Source organism: Streptomyces sp. NPDC102259 (assembly GCF_044766465.1).
In the GTDB taxonomy this organism is placed as follows: Bacteria; Actinomycetota; Actinomycetes; order Streptomycetales; family Streptomycetaceae; genus Streptomyces.
The window spans coordinates 148,894-165,775 of the sequence record NZ_JBIWMA010000002.1 but is presented as its reverse complement, the minus strand read 5'-3'; the positions used below and the strand labels follow the sequence as shown (position 1 = coordinate 165,775).

Annotated in this window: 14 protein-coding genes and 1 pseudogene; 9 read left to right on the top strand and 6 right to left on the bottom strand. The window is 73.8% G+C overall.

What is annotated here, in order from left to right; genetic code table 11:
- Window positions 1-149: 149 nt before the first annotated feature.
- Window positions 150-464: a TauD/TfdA dioxygenase family protein gene (locus ACIRPU_RS05345; RefSeq protein ID WP_403861994.1), complete on the bottom strand. Its 315-nt coding sequence runs from the start codon at window positions 462-464 to the stop codon at window positions 150-152.
- A gap of 619 nt (window positions 465-1,083) precedes the next feature.
- On the opposite strand from ACIRPU_RS05345, the gene purB reads away from it, so the two are divergent.
- Both purB and mug read left to right on the top strand, forming a co-directional pair.
- On the top strand, window positions 1,084-2,526 hold the full coding sequence (purB, locus tag ACIRPU_RS05340) for an adenylosuccinate lyase (RefSeq protein WP_355704612.1): 1,443 nt from the start codon (window positions 1,084-1,086) through the stop codon (window positions 2,524-2,526).
- Window positions 2,523-3,068 (top strand): G/U mismatch-specific DNA glycosylase, encoded by a 546-nt coding sequence (gene mug / locus ACIRPU_RS05335; protein ID WP_385555482.1) that lies wholly within the window; start codon window positions 2,523-2,525, stop codon window positions 3,066-3,068. Before purB ends, mug begins: the two co-directional genes overlap by 4 nt.
- An 18-nt stretch (window positions 3,069-3,086) precedes the next feature.
- Here the strand turns inward: mug and ACIRPU_RS05330 are convergent, their stop codons facing one another.
- Window positions 3,087-3,458 (bottom strand): hypothetical protein, encoded by a 372-nt coding sequence (locus tag ACIRPU_RS05330; protein WP_403861991.1) that lies wholly within the window; start codon window positions 3,456-3,458, stop codon window positions 3,087-3,089.
- 187 nt (window positions 3,459-3,645) lie between these two features.
- Between ACIRPU_RS05330 and ACIRPU_RS05325 the strand changes: the two genes are divergently transcribed.
- Entirely contained in the window at window positions 3,646-4,803 is a 1,158-nt protein-coding gene (locus ACIRPU_RS05325) for an ROK family transcriptional regulator (RefSeq protein ID WP_385555284.1), read from the top strand.
- Between the two features lie 127 nt (window positions 4,804-4,930).
- Here ACIRPU_RS05325 and ACIRPU_RS05320 read toward each other — a convergent pair whose 3' ends face one another.
- Window positions 4,931-5,692 (bottom strand): GntR family transcriptional regulator, encoded by a 762-nt coding sequence (locus tag ACIRPU_RS05320; protein WP_403861988.1) that lies wholly within the window; start codon window positions 5,690-5,692, stop codon window positions 4,931-4,933.
- Window positions 5,693-6,030: 338 nt separating this feature from the next.
- Here ACIRPU_RS05320 and ACIRPU_RS05315 point away from each other — a divergent pair, with 338 nt between their 5' ends.
- Entirely contained in the window at window positions 6,031-6,861 is an 831-nt protein-coding gene (locus ACIRPU_RS05315; RefSeq protein ID WP_403861985.1) for an alpha/beta fold hydrolase, read from the top strand.
- 45 nt (window positions 6,862-6,906) lie between these two features.
- Here the strand turns inward: ACIRPU_RS05315 and ACIRPU_RS05310 are convergent.
- Window positions 6,907-7,743 (bottom strand): annotated as a pseudogene (locus tag ACIRPU_RS05310) (EamA family transporter); the annotation flags it as partial.
- A 47-nt stretch (window positions 7,744-7,790) separates the two neighbouring features.
- On the opposite strand from ACIRPU_RS05310, the gene ACIRPU_RS05305 reads away from it, so the two are divergent.
- The 3 genes from ACIRPU_RS05305 to ACIRPU_RS05295 all read left to right on the top strand — a co-directional run bounded on the left by ACIRPU_RS05305 (window position 7,791) and on the right by ACIRPU_RS05295 (window position 12,574).
- The gene (locus ACIRPU_RS05305; protein ID WP_403861982.1) at window positions 7,791-9,227 is read left to right on the top strand and encodes a PLP-dependent aminotransferase family protein; all 1,437 of its coding nucleotides are present in this window, start codon (window positions 7,791-7,793) and stop codon (window positions 9,225-9,227) included.
- A gap of 151 nt (window positions 9,228-9,378) precedes the next feature.
- Window positions 9,379-10,965: an alkaline phosphatase D family protein gene (locus tag ACIRPU_RS05300; RefSeq protein WP_403861979.1), complete on the top strand. Its 1,587-nt coding sequence runs from the start codon at window positions 9,379-9,381 to the stop codon at window positions 10,963-10,965.
- A 184-nt stretch (window positions 10,966-11,149) separates the two neighbouring features.
- Window positions 11,150-12,574 carry a GNAT family N-acetyltransferase gene (locus tag ACIRPU_RS05295; protein ID WP_403861976.1) on the top strand — a complete coding sequence of 475 codons (1,425 nt, stop codon included), beginning with the start codon at window positions 11,150-11,152 and terminating at the stop codon, window positions 12,572-12,574.
- Window positions 12,575-12,687: 113 nt separating this feature from the next.
- Here ACIRPU_RS05295 and ACIRPU_RS05290 read toward each other — a convergent pair whose 3' ends face one another.
- Entirely contained in the window at window positions 12,688-13,908 is a 1,221-nt protein-coding gene (locus ACIRPU_RS05290; RefSeq protein WP_403861973.1) for a trans-sulfuration enzyme family protein, read from the bottom strand.
- 60 nt (window positions 13,909-13,968) lie between these two features.
- On the opposite strand from ACIRPU_RS05290, the gene ACIRPU_RS05285 reads away from it, so the two are divergent.
- Together ACIRPU_RS05285 and ACIRPU_RS05280 are read left to right on the top strand one after the other, a co-directional pair.
- Window positions 13,969-14,460 carry an Lrp/AsnC family transcriptional regulator gene (locus ACIRPU_RS05285; RefSeq protein ID WP_403861970.1) on the top strand — a complete coding sequence of 164 codons (492 nt, stop codon included), beginning with the start codon at window positions 13,969-13,971 and terminating at the stop codon, window positions 14,458-14,460.
- Window positions 14,461-14,493: 33 nt separating this feature from the next.
- Entirely contained in the window at window positions 14,494-16,185 is a 1,692-nt protein-coding gene (locus ACIRPU_RS05280) for a DUF885 domain-containing protein (RefSeq protein WP_403861967.1), read from the top strand.
- 57 nt (window positions 16,186-16,242) lie between these two features.
- Here ACIRPU_RS05280 and ACIRPU_RS05275 read toward each other — a convergent pair whose 3' ends face one another.
- A complete protein-coding gene (locus tag ACIRPU_RS05275; RefSeq protein ID WP_403861964.1) occupies window positions 16,243-16,758 on the bottom strand; it encodes a rhodanese-like domain-containing protein in 516 nt (171 codons plus the stop codon).
- Window positions 16,759-16,882 lie beyond the last annotated feature (124 nt).

Here is a 16,882-nt window from a genome sequence, read left to right as displayed (position 1 = left end):
GGGCGCGCGAGATCGACGATCTCGCCGCCTCGGTGAAGACGACCGGGTCGGCCGTCGCGCGGGCGAAGACGATCTCGTGGGGGGCGGCGCCCGGGCCGGTACGGACGGGCGCCAAGTCGTCGGTGGTGGCGAGGACCTGGCGCCCCTGGTCAGACTGCGGGTCGCCGCACCGGCTCCACTCCGATGACCTTGCGATGGGCGCGGGCGCCGCCGCCGTGGTCGTCCACGGCGTAGTGCCAGGTCGCCCGGTTGTCCCAGAGCACGAAGTCGCCCGGGTTCCAGCCGAACCGGATCGTGTGGTCGGGCGACGACGTGTGCCGCGGCAGACGGTCGAGGAGCACCTCCCCCTCCGACGGCGTGAGGCCGGTCAGGCCGATCGCCGACGTGCTGCGGAACAGCCCCTTCCGCCCAGCCGGACAGGCGAAGGCGACGTCAGACGCGACGACACATCGACGCGTCGACACGCGCCAGATCCACGTACAACCTGCGGTACAGCAGCACTGGAATGCTCACGCCGCCATGTCTACCAGCCCGGACCGGGACGGATCATTGCAGGTGCATGAAGCTTCCGGGCAGGTCGCCGGGCGTCGGCGGCGCTGCGCGGGCCGGGGCCGGCCGTACCGCGTCAGGAGCCGACGGTTCCACTTGCCTCGGTGGCGCCTGGGGAACCCGGGCGGGTGTCGCAAGGTACGGGGCGCGCTGCCGCCGAAGCGGCCCTGTCTGCTGCCGTACGGGGGCCCGGCACCGCCGGACGGTTCGCTTACGGGGGCCGAGCACAGCCGGTTCGCGGACGCCGCGCCGCCGACCGGCCGCGCGGCCGGAGGCCCCTGGGAAGTGCCGGCGCGCGGCCACAAGGCGTTCCGCGGCGTCAGCGCCTACTCCGACGCGCTCTCGGGGCCGTCCCGGCCGTCGCGCTGACCGGCCCGGCATAGTGGCCCTCGTCCAGGCCCTGGACGTCACCCCTGCGGCCGACGGCGTCCGGGCGGGCCGCGCCGCACCCGGCGGGGTGACGCCGGTCTCGTACGTTCCGCCGAACGCAATCGTGTCGCTGGCCTGCACGAATCGCCAGTAGAATCCGTCCACGTGACTTCCGCTCCCGCCAAGCCCCGCATCCCCAACGTCCTCGCCGGACGCTACGCCTCCGCCGAGCTCGCCACGCTCTGGTCGCCCGAGCACAAGGTGAAGCTGGAGCGTCAGCTCTGGCTCGCCGTGCTGCGGGCGCAGAAGGACCTCGGCATCGAGGTGCCGGACGCGGCGATCACCGACTACGAGCGTGTCCTCGACACCGTCGATCTGGCCTCCATCGCCGAGCGCGAGAAGGTCACCCGGCACGACGTGAAGGCCCGGATCGAGGAGTTCAACGACCTCGCCGGCCATGAGCAGGTCCACAAGGGCATGACGTCCCGGGATCTGACGGAGAACGTCGAGCAGCTCCAGATCCGGCTCTCGCTGGAGCTCGTCCGCGACCGCACGGTGGCCGTGCTGGCGCGCCTGGGCAAGCTGGCCGGCGAGTACGGCGAGCTGGTCATGGCCGGGCGCTCCCACAACGTGGCCGCGCAGGCCACGACCCTCGGCAAGCGGTTCGCGACCGCCGCCGACGAGCTGCTCGTCGCGTACGGCCGGGTCGAGGAACTGCTCGGGCGTTACCCGCTGCGCGGCATCAAGGGCCCGGTGGGCACCGCCCAGGACATGCTCGACCTGCTCGGGGGCGACGCCGCGAAGCTCAGCGAGCTGGAGGACCGGATCGCCGGTCACCTGGGCTTCTCGCAGGCGTTCACGTCCGTCGGCCAGGTCTACCCGCGGTCGCTGGACTACGAGGTCGTCACCGCGCTGGTGCAGCTCGCCGCGGCCCCCTCCTCGCTGGCGAAGACGATCCGGCTGATGGCCGGGCACGAGCTGGTGACCGAGGGGTTCAAGCCGGGGCAGGTCGGCTCCTCGGCCATGCCGCACAAGATGAACACCCGCTCCTGCGAGCGCGTCAACGGCCTGATGGTCATCCTGCGCGGTTACGCGTCGATGACCGGCGAGCTGGCGGGCGACCAGTGGAACGAGGGCGACGTGTCCTGCTCGGTGGTGCGCCGGGTCGCGCTGCCGGACGCGTTCTTCGCGCTCGACGGTCTGCTGGAGACGTTCCTGACGGTGCTCGACGAGTTCGGCGCCTTCCCTGCCGTCGTCGCCCGGGAGCTGGACCGCTACCTGCCGTTCCTCGCCACCACCAAGGTGCTGATGGGCGCGGTGCGCGCGGGCGTCGGCCGTGAGGTCGCGCACGAGGCGATCAAGGAGAACGCCGTCGCCTCGGCGCTGGCGATGCGCGAGCAGGGCGCCGAGCGCAACGAGCTGCTGGACAAGCTGGCCGCCGACGAGCGGCTTCCGCTCGACCGGGCGCAGCTGGACGCGCTGATGGCCGACAAGCTGTCCTTCACGGGCGCGGCGGCGGCCCAGGTGACCATGGTCGTCGGCCGGGTCGAGGAGATCGTGAAGCAGCGTCCGGAGGCGGCCGGCTACACCCCCGGGGCGATCCTCTGACGCGCTTCACCCAAGCGGAGCTGGAGGCCGCCCGCGACCGTCTGGTACCGGACGTCGTCGCGGGCGGCCTGCGCGTGCTGTTCTGCGGCATCAACCCGGGCCTGATGACGGCGGCGACCGGCCACCACTTCGCCCGGCCGGGCAACCGCTTCTGGCCGGTGCTGCACCTGTCCGGCTTCACCCCGAGGCTGCTGAAACCCGCCGAGCAGCAGGAGCTGCTGTCCTACGGGCTCGGCATCACCAACGTGGTGGCGCGGGCGACCGCGCGGGCCGACGAGCTCACGGCGCGGGAGTACAAGGACGGCGGGCGGCTGCTGGCGGAGAAGGTGACCCGGCTGAAGCCCCGCTGGCTGGCGGTGGTGGGCGTGACCGCGTACCGGGCGGCCTTCGACGACCGCAAGGCCGCGGTGGGCCCGCAGGAGCGGGTCATCGGGGACGCCCGCGTGTGGGTGCTGCCGAATCCCAGCGGGCTGAACGCGCACTGGACGGCGGCGACGATGGCGGAGGAGTTCGCCCGGCTGCGGGTGGCGGCGCAGGACTGAGGGCCTCGTGCCGGGGCCTCAGGGCGGGTCGGTGCCGGTGACGACCAGGAGGAGCCGGATCTCGTCGCCCGGGTCGAGATCGGCGACCCCCAGGGCCACCCAGCGGCCGTGCTCCTCCGCCCGCCAGAGGTACACGTCCCCCACCCGGAGGCTCAGCTCGGCCCAGGGCTCGGCTATCTCCTCGGTCCCGGTCCGCAGCCGGACCGTCTGGAGCCCGACGTGGTACGGGTCTCCCCATCTCACCGTCAGCTTCGCGGCCAGGTGCTCCTTCTCCTCGTGGAACCGCTCCGCCTCCGCTCGACGCACCGCGGCGTCCGCGACCGCGAGGCCGTGACTGGTCACCAAGGCCGCCGTGCGCTCACCGGGCCCGAGGTACCTGTCGATGTCCATGACGTCCAGTAAACCCGCCCCCACTGACAATTGGCGGGCCGTCAGTCCGCTGCCGCCCAGGTATCTCCCTTCGTCGCGCCGGGGTGAGGGCGCTCCCGGTAGGTATCGGTACGGAATCCTTACTCGCCGGGGTCCTTCCCGCCGAGTACGATCCGCCCAACACGCGCACGAGCTGGAAGGACGGACGTTGGGGCAGCTGACCGGCGGGGATCCCTCGCTGCTGCGAAGGATCAATTCCGCGGTGGTGCTGCACGCGCTGCGTGCCGCGGACTGCGCGACGCTCACGGAGATCACCCGCGTGACGGGCCTGTCCCGGCCGACCGTCGAGGGGGTCGTCGAGGACCTCATCGGGGCGGGGCTCGTCGTCGAGAAGGCGGCCGACGAGAGTGTCGCCCGGCGGCAGGGCCGGCCCGCGCGGCGGTTCCGGTTCCGGGCGGAGGCCGGGCACCTGCTGGGGCTGGAGATCGGCTCGCACCGGGTGGCCGCGCTGCTGGCCGACCTGGACGGCCGGGTGCTGGGCGCGCAGGCCAAGGACGTCGACGAGGCGGCGCCGGCGGACGAACGGCTGGAGCGGCTGCGGACGGCCGTCGCCGAACTGCTGCGCCGGGCGGGTGTCCCACGCAGCTCGCTGCGGGCGGTGGGCGTCGGCACGCCCGGGATCGTGGAGGCGGACGGGACCGTACGGCTGGGCACCGCGCTGCCCGAGTGGACGGGGCTGCGGCTGGGTGAGCGGCTGAGCCGTTCCTTCAAGTGTCCGGTGCTGGTGGAGAACGACGCCAACGCGGCGGCCGTGGCCGAGCACTGGAAGGGGTCGGCCACCGAGTCCGACGACGTCGTCTTCGTGCTGGCCGGGCTGAGCCCGGGCGCCGGCTCGCTGATCGGCGGCCGGTTGCACCGGGGGTACGGCGGGGCGGCCGGGGAGATCGGCGCGCTGCACCTGCTGGGCCGGGAGGTGACGCCGGAGACGCTGCTGTCCATGACGGACGAGCCGTTGCATCCGCTGGACGAGCAGGCGGTCGCCGAGGTGTTCGCGCAGGCCCGCGAGGGCGACAAGCAGGCACGGGCGGCGGTGGACCGCTTCATCCAGCGGCTCGTCCACGACGTGGCCGCGCTGGTTCTGGCGGTCGATCCGGAGCTGGTCGTGGTGGGCGGCTGGGCGGCCGGTCTCGACGGGGTGCTGGAGCCGCTGCGGAACGAGCTGGCGCGCTACTGTCTGCGCCCGCCGAAGGTGGTCCTGTCGCTGCTCGGGGAGGCGGCGGTGGCGACGGGGGCGCTGCGGCTCGCCCTCGACCACGTCGAGGAGCAGTTGTTCGCGGTCGAGGGGACGGTGACGGCGCGGCGGTGACCGGTCGTCACCGGTGAAACGCGCCGCGCCCCGGCGGAGTTCCGGGGCGCGGCGGAGGTGTCCGCCCGGTGCCTGGTGCAGGCCGTTCAGGGAGCCTGCCGTATCCGGTCCGCGGCGGACGGGGTGTTCAGGAGGCCTGGCGCTCGGGTCCGTGGTGTATCTCCACGCCGCCGGACGCGCCGAACGTCAGCCGGCAGGTGTCCGCGCGGTAGGTCGCGACGGAGAGCGCCGCGGTGCGTCCCCCGGCGAAGAACCGGGTAGTGACGACGAGGACCGGGGCGCCGGGGAGCCGGTCGAGTTCCCGGGCGTCGTCCGCGCGGGCCGAGCCCAGCTCCACCGCGCGGTCCTGGCCCTCCAGTTCCAGGCGATGGAGCTCGCGCAGCACCGCACGCGCGCGTGCGGCCTCGGCGGGGGCGTCGATCGCGGTGAGGTCGGGCACCGACGTCACGGGGACGTAGAGCAGTTCGGCGGCGACGGGCTGGCCGTGCGAGACCCGCGAGCGGCGCACGATGTGCACGGCCTGGTCACGCGCGGTCTCCAGGGCGGTGGCGACGACCGCGGGCGGAGCCGCGAGCGTGCAGTCGACGGCCTGCCAGGCGTCGTCGCCCGTGCCCGGCCAGACCTGCTGGTCGCTGCCGACGGCGACGCCCATCCGCGGCGGAGCGACGGTGGTGCCGACGCCACGGCGGCGCTGGAGCCGGCCCTCCAGTTCGAGCTGTTCCAGTGCCTGGCGGAGCGTGGCGCGGGCGACGCCGAAGCGGGCGGCCAGGTCACGCTCGTTGGGCAGGATCTCGCCGACGGTGAATTCCGAGTCGAGTGCCTCGCTGAGCACGGTCTTGAGATGCCAGTACTTCGGTTCCGGTACCGATTCCAGCTGCGTGGTCCCCACCCTGTCCTCCGCAATCGCCGTGGTCCGGCGGCGTTTTCGCGCCTTTGTTTATTAAAGGTTGTTGTACTTCTCTGCGACCATAGGGCGGCCCCCACCCTTGGTCAAGACCAATCCTCGATCCCTCTCGAGGCCGACAGGCGTCCGACAGAAAAGCGTTCACGGGGCGTTCGTGCGAGCACGTTTGCGTGACACTCCGGCAAGGTCCGCGTAGCGGAAGCCGCCCTGCGGCGGAGGGGCGTGCGGTGGACCCCAGGGGCTACCCGTCGGTAGCTATTGCTGACAAGCTGTCTACGGCGTCCGTCGGCCGGTCCCCGGCCCGTCCAGTCGAGGAGCTCCCCATGTCCGCCACCGTCTCCTTCGCGGTCCCCTCCCCCAGTGGCCCGCGGCCCGTCACCGTCTCCTACACGCGCGTGGGCCGCGGCGAGCCGCTGCTCCTGCTGCACGGCATCGGACACCACCGGCAGGCCTGGGACCCGGTGGTGCACATCCTGGCCGCCGAGCGCGAGGTCATCGCCGTGGACCTGCCCGGCTTCGGCGTGTCACCGCCCCTGCCGGACGGACTGGCCTACGACCTGCCCACGACGGCCGCCGTGTTCGCCGCCTTCTGCGAGGCGCTGGAGCTCGACCGCCCCCACGTCGCGGGCAACTCCCTCGGCGGGCTGCTCGCCCTGGAACTGGGCCGCGAGAAGCTCGCACGGTCCGTCACCGCGCTGTCCCCCGCCGGGTTCTGGTCGCAGGCGGAGCGGCGCTACGCCTTCGGCATCCTGCTCACCATGCGGCAGATCTCGCGCCGGATGCCGCTGCCCCTCGTCGAGCGGATGGCGCGCACCGCGGCCGGCCGTACGGCCCTCACCAGCACCATCTACGCCCGCCCGGGCCGACGTTCACCCGAGGCCGTGGTCGCCGAGACGCTGGCCCTGGCCCGGGCCACCGGGTTCGACCAGACCCTGCGGGCCGGCGCCACGGTCCGGTTCACCGACGACCTCCCCGGGGTACCGGTCACGCTCGGCTGGGGCACCCGCGACTGGCTGTTGGTGCGCCGCCAGGGCGTCCGGGCCAAGCGGATCATCCCCGCCGCGCGTCTGGTGCGGCTGCCCGGTTGCGGTCACGTCCCGATGAGCGACGACCCGGCCCTCGTCGCGCGCCTGATTCTCGACGGCAGCCGCTGAGGCGCCGGGGGCACGCCTCAACAGCCCGGCGCCCAGGGCGACTCCGGTCCCGACGAGGGCGCTCCCCACGGCCTGGGCGGGGCCGTAGGAGCCCGTTCCGACGAGCGGGGCGGTGCAGGCGGCCGCCACCGGGATGAGCCCGGAGAAGAGCGTGGCGCGCTCCGCGCCGATCCGCTGCATGCCCATGTACCAGCACACGAAGCCCACGACGGTGACGACGGCCGCCTGCCACAGCAGCGCGGCCGCCTCCGCGCCGTCCGGCCGTCGCAGCCACGCGCCGCCGTCGAGCAGCAGACCGGTCGCGGCGGCCTCGGCCGCGGCGAGCCCGCACACCGTGGCGGACAGCAGCCGTGGCCCCAGAACCCGCAGGACGGGCACGGCCAGGACCGCGAAACCGACCTCCCCGGCCAGCGCGCAGACCGAGTAGGCGATGCCCGCGCCGTCCGTGCGGCCCCACCCCTGCACCGTGAACGCGCCGACGGCGACCAGCGACGCCCCGCCCAGTACCGCACGGCGCGGTCGCCGCCCCGCCAGCAGCGGGACGACGACCGCCACGACGACGGGCGCGCAGCCCACGAGGACGCCGGGGACGGCGGGTTCCGCCGAGCGCTCGGCGGCCAGCACGGCCACGTTGAAGCCGACCATCCCGACGGCCGCGAGCAGCGCCAGGCGCAGCCACAGACGCGGGGTGAGCGCACGCAGCCGGGCCCCGGCCCCCGCCCTCGCCGACGGCACGAGCAGCAGACAGGCGAGGCCGTAGCGCAGGACCTGGCCGCCCGCGTACGGATAGGCGCCGAGGACGCTGTTGGCGGTGAACGACGCTCCGACGAGGAGACAGGCGAGCGCGGCGAGCAGGGACCCGCGCAGGGTGATCGCGTTCATGAAGCCGACGCTAGGAACGACGGCGGCCCCGGTTAAGGTCCACTTCCATGACGTCATCGGGGACCAATCCCGGCCCGCGGCCCGGGTCGGCGGCCTGGGAGCTGCTGTTGCCGGCCGTCTCCGCCCCGCCGCGCACCCGTGGCCGTGCGCTCCAGGCCGCCCTGCGGGACGCGGTCCGCTCGGAGCGGCTCGCCCAGGGCACCCGGCTGCCGTCGAGCCGGGATCTCGCCGCCGATCTCGGCGTCTCGCGCGGGCTGGTGACGGAGGCCTACGAGCAGTTGACGGCCGAGGGCTACCTGCGCAGCGGCCGCGGCGCGGGAACGTGGGTGAGCGGCGCCGTCCGGGCGGCCCGGCCACGCGCGCGTGACCTCGCCCCGCGTCCCCCGGGCGTACGGGCCGACTTCGTGCCGGGCACCCCGGACCTGTCGCTGTTCCCGCGCGCCGCCTGGGCCGCCGCGCAGCGGGGTGTCCTCGCCGAGCTGCCCCACCACGAGCTGGGCTATCCCGACCCGCGCGGGCTGCCCCGGCTGCGCACCGCCCTCGCCGCGCTCCTCGCCCGCCGCCGGGGCGTGGTCGCCGACCCGGAACGCCTCGTCATCGTCTCCGGGGTGGCCCAGGCGACGGCGCTGCTCGGCCTCGCGCTGCACGCACGCGGGACGGACGCCGTCGGCGTGGAGGACCCCGGGAGCCCCCAGCACGGCGCCCTGTACGCGGCGGCGGGCGTCACCGCCGTACCGCTGGCGCTCGACGACGAGGGGCTGGCCGTGGACCCGCTCAGGGCGTCCGGGGTACGCGCGGTGGTGACGACGCCCGCGCACCAGTTCCCCACCGGGATCGCGTACTCCGCGCGCAGGCGCGCCGAACTGCTCGACTGGGCGAGGTCCGTGGACGGCTTCGTGGTCGAGGACGACTACGACGGCGACTTCCGCTACGACCGCGCCCCCGTGGGCGCGCTCCAGGGCCTGGACCCCGAGCGGGTGGCCTACACCGGGTCGGTCAGCAAGTCGCTGGCACCGGGACTGCGGCTCGGCTGGCTGCTCGTTCCCGGGGCGCTGGCCGAGGAGGTCGTCGAGCGCAAGCGGACGATGGACCTCGGCCATCCCACGCTCGACCAGGCGCTGTTCGCCCGGTTCCTGGAGCGCGGCGACTACGACCGTCAGCTGCGCCGCTGCCAGCGGGCCTACCGGGAGCGCCGGGACGCCCTGGTGGGCGCGCTCCAGGAGCACTTCCCCGGGGCGCGGGTGTCCGGGATCGCGGCGGGGCTGCACGTCATCGCCGAGTTCCCCGGACGGTACGGGCCGCGGGAGCGGTTCCTCGCGCGGACGGCCGCCGCGGGTGTCGAGGTGCGTGCGCTGGCGGACTACGCCCACGCGCGTGCCGTGCGGGGCGCGCACCTGCGTCTCGTCCTCGGCTACGCGCAGATGTCGCCCGCGCGTATACGGGACGGCGTACGCCTGATGGCGGAGGCCGTCGCGGGCGGGTGAGCGAGCGGTGAGCGAGCGGGGACGGGAGCCGGGCGCGTCGCATCCCGGGTGAGCGCGGCCAGTTGTTCACTTGCGGTTTCCGTGTGCGCTGCGGCGTACCAGTAGTTGTGGCTGTGCACACCGGCCGGTTCCCGCCCCTGGAGGCCCCTCCATGTCACCCAGTCCGTTTCCCGGGCGCCGCGGCGTCCTGCGCGGCTCGCTCGCCGCATCCGCGGCCCTGACCCTGCCCGCCGCCGTCGGCGCGGCGCCCGCCTTCGCGCTGTCCGGGCGGCCCAAGGCGGGTTGGGGTGTCCAGGCCGGGGACGTGACCTCCGACTCCGGGCTGGTGTGGGTGCGCTCCGACCGTCCGGCGCGGATGGTCGTCGAGACCGCGGCCACCGAGTCGTTCCGCGGGGCCCGCCGCCGGCACGGTCCGCTGCTCGGCGCCGGTACGGACTTCACCGGCACGACCCGGCTGCACGGGCTGCCGGCCGGCGAGCAGATCCACTACCGCGTGCTCCTCGCCGACCCGGACGACCCGCGGCGCACCGGGGAGCCGGTGACCGGCACCTTCCGCACCGTGGCCCCCGGGCGCCGGCGCGGGGTGCGCTTCCTGTGGTCCGGGGACCTCGCGGGCCAGGGCTGGGGCATCAACCCCGAGCTGGGCGGCTACCGCATCTACGACGCGATGGCGAAGCTCGATCCCGACTTCTTCCTGTGCAGCGGCGACAACATCTACGCCGACGGCCCGATCGCGGCGACCCAGGCCCTGCCCGACGGCAGCCTCTGGCGGAACGTCACCACCGAGGAGAAGTCCAAGGTCGCCGAGACCCTCGCCGAGTTCCGCGGCAACTTCCGCTACAACCTGCTCGACGAGAACCTGCGCCGCTTCAACGCGCAGGTGCCGTCCATCATCCAGTGGGACGACCACGAGGTCCGCAACAACTGGTACCCGGGCGAGGTCATCGCCGACTCCGACGCGCGCTACTCGGAGAAGAGCGTCGACGTGCTCGCGGGGCGCGCCCGGCGGGCGTTCGGCGAGTACTTCCCGATCTCGACCCTGCGTCCGGGCGCCAAGGAGGGCCGGGTGCACCGGGTCGTGCGCCACGGGCCGCTGCTGGACGTGTTCGTGCTGGACATGCGGACGTACCGCAACGCCAACTCGCCGGACGACCAGACCGTGGACCCGCAGGGCATCCTCGGCGCCGAGCAGCTGGAGTGGCTCAAGCGGGAGCTCTCCCGCTCACGCGCGGTGTGGAAGGTGATCGCCGCCGACATGCCGCTCGGCCTGGTGGTGCCCGACGCGACCGAGGGCAGGGCGAACATCGAGGCCGTGGCGCAGGGCGACCCGGGTGCGCCGCTGGGCCGTGAGCTCCAGATCGCCGAGCTGCTGCGGTACATCAAGCACCGGCGGATCACCGGCACGGTGTGGCTGACGGCCGACGTCCACCACACCTCGGCGCAGCACTACCAGCCGTCGCGGGCCGCGTTCGGCGACTTCGAGCCGTTCTGGGAGTTCGTCTCCGGCCCGCTCAACGCGGGCGCCTTCCCGGCCAGCGCGCTGGACGGCACCTTCGGTCCTGAGCGGGTGTTCGTGAAGGCGCCGACCGCCTCGAACGTGTCGCCCGCCGGCGGCTACCAGTTCTTCGGCGAGGTCGACATCGACGGCGACAGCGCGGAGCTGACGGTGCGTCTGCGCGAGCAGGACGGGACCGTGCTGTTCACACAGGTGCTCCAGCCGGGACGGGTCGGCCAGTAGTCGGGCGTCCCGTACCCTCGGACGCATGCCGCGCACCGGCGTCATCCCCCGGTGCGCGGCACTGTCGTGACACCTGGCACACGGTGTGACCGTAGAAGAATTAACAAAACGGGCATTGGGAACCTTTACCCATCAGTCACAAACCGTTCGTGATCACGCAACACCGTTCCTCCACAGTGGCCGCATGACTCGAGACATGTTCGATGTGACGCGTGCGAAACACGGACGCCCGGTACACCACTGGCGACGGGACGTGGTGGAACTCGCCGCGCTGTTCACAGCGGTCGCGGTGGCCGACGGGGTGGCGAACCTGGTGGGACACGGACCCGACGGTCCGGTGCTGCTGGCCGTCTCCGCGGCCGTGCTCGTCGCCACGGCCGGCTTCCACACCTGGTGGGCACGGCGCCACGGGCACGCGCCGCCCACGGGCGATACCGACGCCCGGCCGCGCTCCGAGGAGCCGCAGGCCGGGCCGTCCGAACTCCCCGGCCAGGTCACCGAGGAGAGCGCCCTGTGGCGGATGCGGACGACGGTGAAGGACGCCCCGGGGTCACTGGCCGCGCTCTGCGCGGCGCTCGCCGGCCACCGGGTGGACATCCTGAGCCTCCAGACGCACCCGCTGGGCGAGGACACCGTGGACGAGTTCCTGCTGCGCGCGCCGGACGTCCTGGCGGCGGCCGAGATCACCCGGGCCGTGGCGGTGGCGGGCGGCAGCGGCACCTGGATCGAGCGGGCCGACGCCCACGATCTGGTGGACGCGCCGACCCGGATTCTCGGCCTGGCCACCCGCACCGCCCTCGACGCGGCTGAACTACCCTTGGCGCTGCGCCAGTTGCTGGGTCGCTGCACGATCCGTTCGCTGCCCGCCACGCCGGGCGGCGGCGGCCGCGGGCCGGAGGGCGTGCCCGTGGAGGGCGTACTGGAGGACACCGTGATGCGCCTGCGGGCGCCGGAAGGCGGAGTGATCACCGTGGAGCGGCCGTATCTGCCGTTCACCCCGACCGAGTTCGCCCGCGCGCGTGCGCTGGTGGAGCTGGACGCCCGGCTCGGCCCGCGGGTGCCGCGCGGCCAGGACGTGCTCACGCTGCCCGAAGGCAACGCGATCACCGTGCGCCGGGCCGACCCCGGTGACCTGGCGGCGGCGAAGGAGATGCACGAGCGGTGCTCCTCGCGCACGCTCGGGATGCGCTACCACGGGCCCGTCGGCGACGCCGACCGCTACCTCAGGCACCTGCTCAGCCCCCGCTTCGGCCGCACCCTCGCCGTGCAGACGCCGTCGGGGCGCGTCGTCGGCCTCGGCCACCTGCTGTGGGACGGCGACGAGACGGAGGTCGCCCTGCTGATCGAGGACCAGTGGCAGCGGCGCGGCATCGGCGCCGAACTGCTCGGCCGGCTGGTGGCGATGGCCGTCGAGGCGGGCTGCGAGAGCGTCTACGCCGTGACGCAGGCCTCCAACACCGGCATGGTCGCCGCCATGCGCGGTCTCGACCTGCCCCTCGACTACCAGATCGAGGAGGGCACGCTGGTCATAACCGCCCGCCTGGACGGCGCCGCGACCCGGGCACGGGCCGGCTCCGGACGGTACGACGAGCGCGTCGCACGCGACTGAGCGACGGGACTGAGCCACGCGACCCCGCGCGGCCCGGCGGTGCGACGACACCGCCGGGCCGTCGGCACACGGTCCGCCGTACACGGTCCCCCGCCCAGGTTCGCCGCGTACGGTCACACCACGGCGGCTCCGCGCGCGGACGGGACGGCCGTGGCGCCCGCGCCGAGCGCCTCTCGCAGGTCACCCCACAGGTCCTCGACGTCCTCCAGGCCGACCGAGAGCCGCAGCAACCGGTCGCTCACGCCCGCGCCCCGGCGCTCCTGCGCGTCCACGATGCGATGACTGATGGACGCCGGGTGCTGGATGAGGGTGTCGACGCTGCCGAGGCTGACGGCCGGGGTGATCAGCCGGACCCCCGCGATCACCTCGTGCGGGTCGCCGTGGACCTCGAAGGCGATCATCGCGCCGCCGATCCGCGGATAGTGGACCCGGGCCACCCGCGGGTCGGCGACCAGCCGCCGGGCCAGCTCGGCGGCGGTCGCGGAGGCGGCCCGCACCCGCACCGGGAGCGTCGACAGGCCCCGCAGCAGCAGATAGCCGGCCAGCGGATGCAGGACGCCGCCGGTGGCGAACCGTACCTGCCGGAGCCGCCCGGCGAACTCCTCGTCGCAGGCGACCACGCCCCCCAGCACGTCCCCGTGGCCGCCCAGGTACTTGGTGGCACTGTGCAGGACGAGCCGCGCGCCCTGCTCGGCGGGGCGCTGGAGCACCGGCGTCGCGAAGGTGTTGTCGGCGAGCAGCGGGACCGAGCCACAGGCGTGGGCGACGGCCCGCAGGTCGACCTCGGCGAGCGTCGGGTTGGCCGGCGACTCGACCATGACCAGACCGGTGTCCGGGCGCAGCGCGTCCGCGATCCCGGCCGGATCGGTCCAGGTGACCTCCGAGCCGAGCAGCCCGGCGGTCAGCAGGTGGTCGCTGCACCCGTAGAGAGGGCGTACGGCGACGACGTGCCGCAGCCCCGTCGAGGCGCGCGCGAGCAGCACCGCGCTCAGCGCCGCCATCCCGCTGGCGAACGCGACCGCGCTCTCGGTGCCCTCGAGGCGGGCGAGGGCCGTCTCGAAGCGGGCGACCGTCGGGTTGCCCAGCCGGCCGTAGACGGGCGGTCCCTCGGGCTCCGCGCCGGTCGCGGCGAACGCGTCGATGCGGGCGGCCTCGGCACGGCTGTCGAACGAGGGGTAGGTGGTGGACAGGTCGATCGGCGGGGCGTGCAGGCCCTGCCGGGCCAGGTCGTCCCGCCCGGCGTGCACGGCCTCGGTGGCCAGTGCGCGGGGCGCTCTCGACGCGGGTCCGCGTACGTCGTCGTACACGTGCGTGCTCGCTGAGGCTGAGTCCATGGACGGCAGGGTGAACATCGAACGGGTCTCTGTGATCGAACACCGTGCTACGTTCGGGCCATGGCTGAATCCGTCGTACTGGATCCGGTCGATCTCCAGCTGCTGCGGCTGCTCCAGAACGACGCCCGGACCACGTACCGCGACCTCGCGGCGCAGATCGGGGTCGCCCCGTCGACCTGTCTGGACCGGGTGACGCGGCTGCGCCGCTCGGGCGTGATCCTCGGTCATCAGCTGCGGCTCGATCCGGCCAAACTGGGGCGTGGCCTGCAGGCACTGCTGTCGGTACAGGTCAGACCGCACCGGCGGGAGCTGGTGGGCCCGTTCGTGGAGCGGATCCGGGGGCTGCCGGAGGCGCTCACCGTCTTCCACCTCACCGGACCCGACGACTACCTCGTCCACGTCGCCGTCGCGGACATGGCCGATCTCCAGCGCCTGGTGCTCGACGAGTTCACCTCGCAGCGGGAGGTGGCCCGGGTCGAGACCCGGCTGATCTTCCAGCAGTGGGAGTGCGGACCGCTGCTGCCGCCGACGACTTCGGGACAATCCGCGTGACGTGCGCCACCGCCTCGTACGAGGATGGAGCCCATGTCACAGACCAGCAGCCCGCTTCCCCGCGAGGTCGCCGACGCGTATGTCGACGACCTCATCGCCCTCGACCCGGTGACCGGTACCTATCTCGGCGTGCCGGAGAGTTCGAGCCGTCTGCCCGACTACTCGCCCGCCGGCCAGGAGGCGCTCGCGCAGCTCGCGCGGGACACCCTGGCCAGGCTCGACGAGGCGGAGCGGAGGCCCGGCGCGGAACGTGACATCGAGCGCCGGTGCGCGCGCCTGCTGCGCGAGCGCCTGACCGCGGAACTCGGTGTCCTCGACACCCACGAGGGACTGCGCCACGTGGGCAACATGGCCACCCCTCCGCACAACGTGCGCGAGGTGTTCACCGTGACGCCCACGCAGACCGACGCGGACTGGGCGGCGATCGCCGAGCGGCTGCGCGGGGTGCCGGCGGCCCTCGCGGGCTACCGGGAGTCCCTGACGCTGGGCCTGGAGCGCAAGCTGTACGCGGCGCCGCGGCCGACCGCCACGTTCGTCGGACAGCTCGCCGAGTGGTCGGACACGGACGGCGAGGGCCGCGGCTGGTTCGAGGACTTCGTGTCCACCGGGCCGGACGCGCTGCGCGCGGAGCTGGACGAGGCCGCCCGGACGGCGACCGCGGCCGTCGGGGAGCTGCGGGACTGGATGCGCGACGTGTACGCGCCGACGATCGAGGGCGCGCCGAACACCGTCGGCCGGGAGCGGTACGCCCGCGCCTCCCGCTACTTCAACGGCACCGACCTCGACCTCGACGAGGCGTACGCCTACGGCTGGGCGGAGTACCACCGGCTGCTCGCCGAGATGAAGAAGGAGGCCGAGAAGATCCTGCCGGGCGCGGAGACGCCCTGGGTGGCTCTGGCCCATCTCGACGAGCACGGCAAGCACATCGAGGGCGTCGACGAGGTCCGCGACTGGCTCCAGGGGCTGATGGACCAGGCGATCGAGACGCTCGACGGCACGCACTTCGAACTCGCCGAGCGGGTACGGCAGGTGGAGTCGCGGATCGCCCCGCCGGGCGGCGCGGCCGCCCCCTACTACACGCCCCCGACGGAGGACTTCTCGCGGCCGGGCCGTACCTGGCTGCCGACGATGGGGCAGACGCGCTTCCCGGTCTACGACCTCGTCTCCACCTGGTACCACGAGGGCGTCCCCGGTCACCACCTCCAGCTGGCGCAGTGGGCGCACATCGCCGGGGACCTCTCCCGCTACCAGGCCTCCGTGGGGCTCGTCAGCGCCAATGTCGAGGGCTGGGCGCTGTACGCGGAACGGCTGATGGACGAGCTCGGCTTCCTCACCGACGCGGAGCAGCGGCTCGGTTACCTGGACGCGCAGATGATGCGGGCGGTGCGGGTCATCGTCGACATCGGCATGCACCTGGAGCTGGAGATCCCGGCGGACTCCCCCTTCCACCCGGGTGAGCGCTGGACGCCGGAGCTGGCCCAGGAGTTCTTCGGCGGGCACAGCAGCCGCACCGCGGACTTCGTGGAGAGCGAGCTGACCCGCTATCTGACCATCCCCGGCCAGGCGATCGGCTACAAGCTCGGCGAGCGTGCCTGGCTGCTGGGCCGGGAGAAGGCCCGCGAGCGCCACGGCGACGCCTTCGATCTCAAGTCCTGGCACATGGCGGCCCTTTCGCAGGGCTCGCTGGGCCTGGACGACCTGGTGGACGAGCTGGCACAGCTCTGAGCCGCGGTTCGGGGCCGGGCACGGCGGATGTCGCCGCGCCCGGTCCCGAACGGGCGGTCAGCAGCCGCAGTTCTCCGCGTCGACGGGCGCGGTGAGCGGATCGGCGGCGCGTCGCTCGCCGCCCTCCCAGGTCTCGTACGCGAAGCCCTCCCGGACCCAGTACTCGAAGCCGCCGAGCATCTCCTTGACCCGGTAGCCGAGTTCGGCGAGCGCGAGGGCCGCGCGGGTGGCGCCGTTGCAGCCGGGCCCCCAGCAGTACGTGACGACCGGCACGTCCCGGTCGAGGACCCGCGCGGCCTGCTCGGCGATGAGCGCGGTGGGCAGGTGGACGGCGCCCGGGATGTGCCCCTGGTCCCAGGACTCGGTGGAGCGGGAGTCCAGGACGACGAAGCCGGGGTCGCCGCCGGCAGCCAGGGCGGCAGCCACGTCGGAGACGTCGGCGTGGAAGGCGAGGCTCGCCCGGAAGTGGGCCGCGGCCTCGGCCGGGGCCGCGGGGGCCACGCGCAGAACAGGGTTGGCCGTGGCCGCGGCGGCCGTGCCGGTCCCGGCGGTGAGCGGGGTCGTGGGGGTCATCGCGGGGGCCCTCCCGTGGGGTTCCGGCTGGTCACTGCCGTCGGTGTGCTTTCGGTGAGCAGAAATCTACGACCGGTGAACCCTCTGCCTGAAGAGACGTTCCCCGGTCTGAACCTTGCCTCGC